Annotated in this window: 6 protein-coding genes and 1 pseudogene; 6 read left to right on the forward strand and 1 reads right to left on the reverse strand. The window is 57.3% G+C overall.

What is annotated here, in order from left to right; all coding sequences use genetic code 11:
- Positions 1-99: 99 nt before the first annotated feature.
- Positions 100-300: a hypothetical protein gene (locus ABYV26_RS18640; RefSeq protein WP_372682866.1), complete on the reverse strand. Its 201-nt coding sequence runs from the start codon at positions 298-300 to the stop codon at positions 100-102.
- A 614-nt stretch (positions 301-914) separates the two neighbouring features.
- On the opposite strand from ABYV26_RS18640, the gene ABYV26_RS18645 reads away from it, so the two are divergent.
- From ABYV26_RS18645 to ABYV26_RS18670, 6 genes and pseudogenes are all read left to right on the forward strand, one after another.
- Entirely contained in the window at positions 915-1889 is a 975-nt protein-coding gene (locus ABYV26_RS18645) for an aminoglycoside phosphotransferase family protein (RefSeq protein ID WP_372682867.1), read from the forward strand.
- Positions 1865-2824, forward strand: a complete 960-nt coding sequence (locus ABYV26_RS18650) for an ABC transporter ATP-binding protein (protein ID WP_372682868.1) — start codon at positions 1865-1867, stop codon at positions 2822-2824. The genes ABYV26_RS18645 and ABYV26_RS18650 overlap by 25 nt, the downstream gene beginning before the upstream one ends.
- Before the next feature lie 10 nt (positions 2825-2834).
- Positions 2835-4058 carry an ABC transporter substrate-binding protein gene (locus ABYV26_RS18655; protein ID WP_372682869.1) on the forward strand — a complete coding sequence of 408 codons (1224 nt, stop codon included), beginning with the start codon at positions 2835-2837 and terminating at the stop codon, positions 4056-4058.
- Positions 4042-4911 carry an ABC transporter permease gene (locus tag ABYV26_RS18660; protein ID WP_372682870.1) on the forward strand — a complete coding sequence of 290 codons (870 nt, stop codon included), beginning with the start codon at positions 4042-4044 and terminating at the stop codon, positions 4909-4911. The genes ABYV26_RS18655 and ABYV26_RS18660 overlap by 17 nt, the downstream gene beginning before the upstream one ends.
- Positions 4908-5693, forward strand: a complete 786-nt coding sequence (locus ABYV26_RS18665) for an ABC transporter permease (protein WP_372682871.1) — start codon at positions 4908-4910, stop codon at positions 5691-5693. Before ABYV26_RS18660 ends, ABYV26_RS18665 begins: the two co-directional genes overlap by 4 nt.
- Before the next feature lie 12 nt (positions 5694-5705).
- Positions 5706-5959, forward strand: a pseudogene (locus ABYV26_RS18670) (selenide, water dikinase SelD); the annotation flags it as partial.

The following is a 5959-nucleotide window of genomic DNA, read 5'->3' on the forward strand; positions in this document are numbered from 1 at the left end:
AACCCCGCTATGCGGAGAACCATCTGCAAGACGATACCATCCAACATCACTCCTATGGGGCAGGCCTGACACCGGGCCTGCCCTTCCTTTTACAGATGCCTACCGATGCGGATGGGTTAACTCCTCCCAGATTTTACGCATAGCCTCCTTGCTCGATTCATCATCTTGAATCAGTTTTCCAAATGTATCCTCGAAATCAGGGACAGATGAACGGTCTGCAGAAGCGGAGATATTATTTTCCCGGTGGGACATATCGGTCAGGATTTCATTTACGATTTGGTCGATGTCCGCGGTACGCATTTAACGGTCCTTTCTCCCATGGCGCCTTTATGGGTGGAATATGGTACGGGGAAGCTGCAGGGTAGGAAGTCGACAGCGCTCACCGACCCCTGGACGATACGATCAGCATCCTACTTAATTGAGTCGTAGGCTACCATCCCATCCTTACATGAACATGACACCAAGATTACCGGTTGATAATTATCGGTTCGGGACTATATGGAAGGATTTTTGCCTCAGTACCTGCCTTTGAAAATCGATTGCGCTTGGCATGATGCCGTTTGCGGAGGCGGGAATTTTTTTTAATCCAGTCTTTACCCAATCTTTACGCGTTTTTTATCAACGCTTGATATCCACTTGTTAGGTTTGCATAATCTTAATAAGATATTCGTGGTGCGCGACTGCCTTAACCTATCGGGTTGAAACGGGTCTTGCCGGTTTGGGGGGAGTCTATTCAGTCTATACTGCCGAGTCCGATCACGAGTCCCGGGCGTTTATTCGGAGGCCATATGGAACATGGTGTATGATCGGGGTTCCGAAAAAATTTACTCACTGCAGAGAAAATGTTATAGAGCCGGCACTAAACTGACACTGAACGGCTGAAACTTGAACGCGACCAGGAGCTCGGTGGCATCATGGCAGGCCCAGGTAAACTCAAGCAGATAAAAACATTCCTTACGACCTCCGGTTGGATCGAGCAGCCATTTTCGGTCTCCTTTCTGGCCGCCGGGGAATACAATGCCAATTATCTGGTCAAGGGCAAAAAAAACCATTGCGTATTTCGCATCAACCAAGGCAGCCAGCTGGGCTTGGGGCAGAACCAGATCGCATACGAATACAAGGTGCTCGAAGCCCTGGCCGAATCCGGCGTCACACCGCGGCCGATTTTCTGCCATCCGCACCCCGAACCGCTCGGGGGTGGGGCACTTTTGATGACCTACTTGCCCGGCAAGGCCCTGATCTACCAGCGGGATCTGGAACGGGCCGCCCATATCTTTGGCCGGGTCCACTCCGCTCTCGTGCCCGAGGGCCTGGTGGTTCAAGCTGATCCGCTGATGGACATTGCCAGGGAGAGCGAACGCCTGCTAAACCGTTTTCCCGATCATCCTTTGAAGAAAGAATGTAATCAAATCCAGGGCTATTACGACAACATAGTAGAACTGGCCGACCAGACCCGGACCCTGTTTGTCGGCGAAGACCTCTGCCTGGTGAACACCGAGGTCAATTCCGGCAATTTTCTGATCAGTGACGCGGGGGCCTTTCTCGTAGACTGGGAAAAGGCCGTGAAATCGTACCGCTACCAGGATCTGGGTCATTTTATGGTTCCCACGACCACGCTCTGGAAGAGCGACACCATCTTGACGCCGAAGGAGAAGCGGGCCTTTCTTGCCGCCTACCACCAGGAGGCCTGCCTGGAAATGAGCATGGACGAACTGGTCCTGAAAACCCAGGTGATGGAAAAGGCGATTCTGCTGCGGGCCCTGGCATGGTGTTTCATGGCCTGGTATGAGTACACCCAGACCGACCGGCCCCTGCGGAACGCGGACACATTTACTAAAATCAGACAATACCTTGCCGATATCCCATGGATCTTAGCGTCCGTCACATAGTCAAACGGTTCAACGACCGCACCGTGCTGGAAGATATCAGTTTCGACGTCGGGCCGCGGGAACTGGTCTCCATCGTGGGACCCTCGGGCGTCGGCAAAACCACCTTGCTGGCGATCATCGCCCGCCTGGAATCGCCCGACGCCGGAGAAGTGCGCTTTTCAAGTCCACCGACGCAAAAGCACCCCGTGATCATCGTCTTTCAGGACTATGTCCTGTTTCCCTCCATGACGGTCAGGGACAATATCGGCTTCGGCCTGCGCGCCCGGCACCTGGATAAACGCCGGATCACGGAACGGGTGGATCGGATGCTCGACTATTTCCAGCTCACCGAAAAGGGCCGCCACTACCCATCCCAGCTGTCAGCCGGACAGAAGCAGCGGGTGGCCATTGCACGGGCCATGATTGTCAACCCGGCCGTACTGCTGCTGGATGAACCGTTTGCCAACCTGGACCGCAACCTGAAAATGGAAACCGCCCGATTTATCCGTAAGACCCAACAGGCGTTCGGCATCCCCACGATCAGCGTGACCCATGACCTGGAGGAGGCCTTTGCCATGTCGGATCGCATCGGCGTCCTGCTGGAGGGCCGCCTCAAGCAGTTCGACACCCCGAGACGGGTCTATTTCAACTCCGCCTTTTCGGATGTGGCCCAATTTTTGGGACCGGTGAACACGATCCCGGAACGGTTTTTTCCGCTGATGCGTGTCAACGGGTATACCTCCGGACAGGTCCTGTCCGGGCCAATTCTCGCCCGGCCCGAGAATTTGGCCATGACGCCCGACGAGGATGGCCCCGGCAGCATCGTGGAAAAGACCTTTGCCGGCCATTACACCGCCTACACGGTCGATTTCGAGGACACCACCTACACCGTCTACAGCCAGGACGATCGGTTCAGACCCGGGCAGCGGGTAGCCCTGGCACTCAAAGCGTATTGAAGGAGGTAACATGACCCAAACATCATTGATTCGCTTCGTCCTGCTGGCCACGTTGTTTCTGCCCGGTCTTCTGCCGGCCCAACAGACGGACACCGCCTGGTTGGACACCCCCTTTGACCGGATCGAGGAACAGGCCCGGGGCAGCCAGGTCCGGTGGTACATGTTCGGCGGCTGGGCCCATGTCAATACCTGGGTGGACACCTATGTGGCCGGGGAAATGAAAACGCGCTACGACATCGATCTGGTGCGGGTCCCCATGGACGCCGGCGTTTTCGTCAACAAACTGCTCAATGAAAAAGCGGCAGGAAAGAAGAAGGGCAACATCGACCTGCTCTGGATCAACGGGGAGAACTTCAAGAACGCGAAGGAGACGGGCCTGCTGTTCGGCCCGTTTGCCCACAAACTGCCCAACGTTCGGCAGCTTGTGGATCCGGACAGCATGGCCTTTGATTTCGGCTACCCGGTGGACGGCTACGAAACGCCATTCGGCCGGGCCCAGTTCGTCTTCGAATACGACACCGCCCAGGTCGGCACACCGCCCCAAACCGTGGCTGAATTAAAGGCGTGGGTCCGCACCAACCCCGGCCGCTTCACCTATCCCCAACCGCCGGATTTCACCGGCTCCGCCTTTATCCGTCAGATTTTCTACGCGGTTACCGGTGGCTACGAGCAATACCTGGCAGGCTGGGACCCGGATCTTTTTGCCCGCCAATCCCCCCGCTTGTGGGAGTGGTTCAACGACATCGAGCCCTTCCTGTGGCAGAAGGGGCGAACCTATCCCAAGGACAGCGCTTTTCTGGACACGCTCTTTTCCAGGGGCGAGGTGGCCTTTGGCATGTCCTACCACCCGCCGCACGCCCAGAACAAGATTTTGGAGGGCAGCTATCCGGATACCGTACGGACCTTCGTGATGGCGGACGGATCCATCTACAACACCCATTTTACGGCCATTCCCTTCAACAGCCCGAACAAGGTGGGAGCCATGGTTCTGGCCAATTTCCTGATCTCCGTGGAGGCACAGCTGTCCAAATACCGTCCCGAAAACTGGGGGGATTTTCCGGCCTTGGATCCAAACCGCCTTGCCCCGGCGGACCAGAAGCGCTTCCAGGCCGTGGACCTGGGCCCGGCCACCCTGGGATCGGATCAGCTGGACCCCGTTGCCGTGCCGGAAATTCCGTCCGCCTATCTAGAAGCCTTGGAGCAGGGATGGAAAGACCATGTCCTGGACAACTAGCCTGTTTTTAAGGCTCAGCCCCCTGATCCTGCCATACCTGGTCCTGTTCTGCGGCGGGGTGTTCCTGACCGTGTGCCAGTCCATTGGCGTTCTCACGCCGCTGCCCCAGGACGGCGGGGCGCTGGACGCCTACGCCAGGCTCTTGACCGACCGGTCCTTTTTTGCCTCGTTCGTTTTTTCCTTGGGGGTGGCCGCCGCCTCCGCCTTTTTGGCCGTGGTGGTCGGCACCCTATTGGCCTATCGGGTCTGGCAGCTGCCCGAACGGTTGGCCCCTGCCGCCCTGGTCTACAAGATCCCCCTGATCCTGCCCCACATTGCCGTGGCCTTTGTCGTCCTGGTGTTTTGGGGCCAGTCGGGCATCCTGGCATCGGCGGCCCATTCGTTGGGCCTTATCCAGTCCATGAACGCGTTTCCCAACGTGCTCTACTCCGGCTGGGGAATCGGGATGGTTCTGGCCTACACTCTCAAGGGCACCCCCTTTGCCATGCTCTTGGTCATGGCGCTGCTGGTGCGCTTCGATGTCCGGCAGGTCCAGACCGCAGCCATGCTCGGGGCGTCAGGCCTGCGGATCTTCTCCAGCATCGTCCTGCCCCGCTTGGCCCCGGCCATGCACACCGGCTTTATCATCCTTTTTCTATACAGTTTCGGGGCGTTCGACATCCCTTACCTGTTGAGTGAAAGCCGACCCGGCATGCTGAGCATCCATGTCTACAATCTTTACTTCAAACACGACCTGGCCCGGCGGCCCGAAGCCATGGCCATCCTGACGATCATGTTCGGTTTTGCCGTCCTTTTTATCGTCGCCTATTCGAAGGTGGTCCGGCGCCTGGAAAACGGGGTCAGGAAATTATGAAGCACGTCGGCACACTGCTGGTTCTAATGCTGTTATTCGTCCTGCCGGTCGTCGTCCTGCTGTTGACCGGGCTGGCACCCGGCTGGCGCTTCCCGGATGTCTGGCCGGACACATTTTCCCTGAAAGGCATCGATTACCTGGTGCGGCATTACGAGCAGATCCTCACCTCTCTGGGTTCCTCCTTCGTCTTTTCTCTGCTTACCGTCCTGCTCACCCTTTTCATGTGCTTGTTCCCCGCCGCCGTGTTCGCCAGGACCGAATTCAAAGGCAAGGCGCTGCTGGAAGGGTTGCTGCTCACCCCGGCTCTGGTTCCGCCGATGACGTTTGCCATGGGCCTCCACTTCTTGTTCATCAGGCTCTCCCTGACCGAAACGATGGTCGGGGTGGTCATCCTGCTGGCCATGTTCAGCTATCCCTACATGTTCCGGGCGCTGGTGGCCGGATTTCAAACCATGGGGGAAGACTACCGCAGGTGCGCCCGAAACCTGGGGGCCGGCACCCTGGCGATCATTTTGCATGTGGAACTGCCGCTGCTCATCCCGGCGGCGGTCGCCGGCGGCAGCGTGGTTTTTTTGGTGGCCTTTTCAGAATATTTTCTGGTATTTCTCATCGGCGGCGGCAGCGTGGCGTCGTTTACTGGGACCCTGTTTCCATTGCTCACCTCTTCCAACCGATCCCTGGCAGCCATCCTGACCCTGATCTTTCTCTTTTTGCCCATCCTCCTGTTTTTGGTGATGGACATCGCCGTGGTCAGGCTCTACCGCAAAAGGGGGATGATGTGATATAGGTGCCTCATGAAATTCTTCAAGAAAAAATCATTGACCGGTTTGGCCAGGACGTGCGGTTGAGCTGCCAAAATCGGTCCGACGGCTCTGTCGGACGCGCTTGAGGGGCTTGTGCCGCCCTCCGATCCCAATCTGCTGGTGGGCCTCGAAACGGCAGACGATGCGGCGGTTTACCAACTCTCCCCAGAAATCGCCATGATCAATACGGTCGATTTCATCACCCCACCGGTCGATGATCCTTATTGGTTCGGGCAGATAGCTGC

The organism is Desulfosarcina sp. (assembly GCF_041551955.1).
In the GTDB taxonomy this organism is placed as follows: domain Bacteria; phylum Desulfobacterota; class Desulfobacteria; order Desulfobacterales; family Desulfosarcinaceae; genus Desulfosarcina.

Coding starts and splice junctions, on each gene's coding strand:
- ABYV26_RS18640 (WP_372682866.1), bottom strand. CDS start 300: ATGCGTACCGCGGACATCGACCAAATCGTAAATGAAATCCTGACCGAT.
- ABYV26_RS18645 (WP_372682867.1), top strand. CDS start 915: ATGGCAGGCCCAGGTAAACTCAAGCAGATAAAAACATTCCTTACGACC.
- ABYV26_RS18650 (WP_372682868.1), top strand. CDS start 1,865: ATGGATCTTAGCGTCCGTCACATAGTCAAACGGTTCAACGACCGCACC.
- ABYV26_RS18655 (WP_372682869.1), top strand. CDS start 2,835: ATGACCCAAACATCATTGATTCGCTTCGTCCTGCTGGCCACGTTGTTT.
- ABYV26_RS18660 (WP_372682870.1), top strand. CDS start 4,042: ATGTCCTGGACAACTAGCCTGTTTTTAAGGCTCAGCCCCCTGATCCTG.
- ABYV26_RS18665 (WP_372682871.1), top strand. CDS start 4,908: ATGAAGCACGTCGGCACACTGCTGGTTCTAATGCTGTTATTCGTCCTG.